This is a genomic window from Limosilactobacillus reuteri subsp. porcinus (genome assembly GCF_036621895.1).
In the GTDB taxonomy this organism is placed as follows: Bacteria; Bacillota; Bacilli; order Lactobacillales; family Lactobacillaceae; genus Limosilactobacillus; species Limosilactobacillus reuteri_J.
Genome location: NZ_LN887385.1, coordinates 1 through 2706, shown reverse-complemented (window position 1 = coordinate 2706; position 2706 = coordinate 1). Strand labels below are relative to the sequence as shown.

Below are 2706 nucleotides of genomic sequence, written 5' to 3'. Positions count from 1 at the left end.
TCCAACTACTACGGCCCATAGCGGACTTTCACCACCTAGCTAATACCCATGCCGGGCGCACTACAAAAAGGCGCAAACTCAAGAAATAATCTTGGATTTGCGCCTTATGTGTTATCAACTTGATAGTAATTCAATTAAAAATGAGTATACCAAAAAGTGAGTCGCATAAGACGCGATTCACAACAACAAATATTTGCGTTAACAAAATAATTGTTTTCCATTGGTAATTTCCTCGTATTTCAAATTACAGTAATAATAACTAGTTAAAAGTAAGTTGTCAAGAAAATTTACATAGACAGGTGTAAAATAAAAAAGAATTATTTTATAAAACAGGAGCGCTATACATGAAAAAAAACGGACTACTATTAGTCAATCTCGGTTCACCCGATACGCCAACAACTCCCGACGTTAAACGTTATTTGAAAGAATTCCTCAGTGATCGGAATGTTATTGAAATGCCCCCAGCATTATGGCAGCCACTCCTTCGTGGGATTATTCTTCCAACTCGGTCATGGCGATCAGCGACTTTTTATCGTAATTGCTGGACAAAAGATGGGTCCCCATTGATTGTCTACACAGAACGGTTGGTTGCTAAGGTTCAGGAATTAATGCCGGAGTGGGTTGTCAAAATGGCAATGACCTATGGCAAGCCTAAAATTAGCGACACAATTACCGAAATGAAAAAGGAATGTCAAAATATTACAGTTTTGCCGCTCTTCCCTTTTTTCACTAAAAGTACAACACAAACGATTATTGACAATGTAAAAGATACTGATCCAGAAGCGAAAATAATTGATCGTTTCTCGGCAGAAGAAGATTATTTAGACATATTGGCTAAACAAATCCAAACGGCATGGGATAAAGGGAAATATGACAAATTACTCATTTCGTACCATGGAATTCCGACAGCCATGGTTAATCATGGTGATCCTTATCGCGATGAAACAGAAGCGGCCACCGCGGAACTGATTAAACGCCTTGACATTCCCGAAAAGCAAATTAAGATGGCTTACCAATCTAAGTTTGGCCCAATGCCATGGTTAAAACCTTACCTCCGGAATACGCTACTTAATGAGGCACAACTTGGGCATCGTGATGTGTTAGTCGTCGCTCCATCATTTGTGGCGGACTGTTTAGAAACATTAGAAGAAGATCAAGTACAAAACTATCAGGTTTTTCGTGAAAACGGCGGAAATAACCTTGTAATGGTGCCTTCGCTCAATGACTCACCAGAATTTGCTCAGTTTATTACTGATCTTGTGCAACGAAAGGGATAAAAATGGAACGAAAAAGTTTAGACGAAATCAATGGGAGTGTTGATGTTCCAAATGTTTATCAAAGTGCATTTTGGCAGAAATTTCTTGCTTATAGTGGGCCGGGTGCTTTAGTCGCCGTTGGTTATATGGATCCAGGAAACTGGTTAACATCTCTTGCTGGTGGTAGCCAATACCGCTACCAGCTATTAGTGGTCCTTTTTACCGCCATTTTAATTGCTATGTATATGCAATCTTTATCAATCAAGCTTGGGGTTACGACTCGGACCGACCTTGCACAGGCCATTGCACGACGTTTACCTACCCCTCTCCGTATTGCCTTGTGGTTATTTAATGAAATAGCAATGATGGCAACGGACTTAACCGGAGTAGTAGGAACTGCTGTCGCCTTAAACATGTTATTCAAGCTGCCCTTACTTATCGGCGTCCTGCTAACAATTGCGGACGTGCTAGTTGTCTTATTTTTCCTTCATTTTGGGATCCGCCGAATTGAATTTATCGTTTTAACTGCTATTCTGGTTGTCGGCGCCATCTTTGCGATTGAAGTCTGTCGGGCCCACCCTGAATTTTCCGCGATCATGGACGGTTTTGTTCCTCGTTCCACAATTTTTACTAATCACAGTGAGTTGCTAATTAGTTTAGGGATTGTCGGCGCCACGATTATGCCCCATAATATTTATCTTCATTCCTCCCTGGCGCAAAGTCGACGCTACGATGAACATGATCCAAAGCAAGTCAAAGAAACGCTCCGTTTTGCTAATTGGGATTCATTAATTCACCTTTTTGCGGCCTTCGTCGTCAACGCCCTTCTGCTTATCCTTGGGGGAACCCTCTTCTTTCATGCAGCAAGTCTCGGTAGTCTTGAGGATGTCTTTTTCGGGCTAAAGAATCCTCAGATCGTTGGTAGCCTCGCTAGCCCATTAATGAGTTGGTTGTTTGCCTTTGCCCTTTTGGTAACTGGTTTAATCTCCTCTATCACTAGTACCTTGGCTGGTCAAATTGTCATGGAAGGATTTATCAATATTCGCCTCCCACTCTGGAAAAGGCGTCTCCTTACGCGAGCCGTAACCCTTGTGCCAATCCTAATTATCGGCTTCATGATTAATTTCAACGAAGAACAATTTGAACAACTCATCATTTATGCGCAAATTGTCCTCAGTATCGCCTTGCCATTTACGCTCTATCCCCTTGTTGCTTTGACGGGCAATAAGAAACTGATGGGGCCACATGTTAATTCACCATGGCAAACCGTCCTTGGATATGTTTTGGCTAGTTTGGTTACTGGGTTGAACTTACTGGTGTTGGTATAATTTTTGTTTATCATTATAAACCCAATCGATAGATACCCTTATTTTCAGTTATCAGTGTTTAAAATATTGTAAGATAATAATAAATTTTGTTGTAATTTTTGATACACCCGAAATGTCAATTT

At 40.9% G+C, this 2706-nt stretch carries 2 protein-coding genes; both read left to right on the top strand.

The features are described from left to right. Positions 1-344 precede the first annotated feature (344 nt). The gene (gene hemH, locus AACL61_RS04340; RefSeq protein WP_016496551.1) at positions 345-1277 is read left to right on the top strand and encodes a ferrochelatase; all 933 of its coding nucleotides are present in this window, start codon (positions 345-347) and stop codon (positions 1275-1277) included. A 2-nt stretch (positions 1278-1279) separates the two neighbouring features. Beyond that, complete coding sequence (locus AACL61_RS04335; protein ID WP_016496550.1) at positions 1280-2584, top strand: Nramp family divalent metal transporter; 1305 nt, start codon at positions 1280-1282, stop codon at positions 2582-2584. The last annotated feature ends 122 nt before the right edge of the window (positions 2585-2706 follow it).

Excerpts from the sequence above, each read along its gene's own strand:
- hemH (WP_016496551.1), top strand. The coding sequence starts at position 345 with ATGAAAAAAAACGGACTACTATTAGTCAATCTCGGTTCACCCGATACG.
- AACL61_RS04335 (WP_016496550.1), top strand. The coding sequence starts at position 1,280 with ATGGAACGAAAAAGTTTAGACGAAATCAATGGGAGTGTTGATGTTCCA.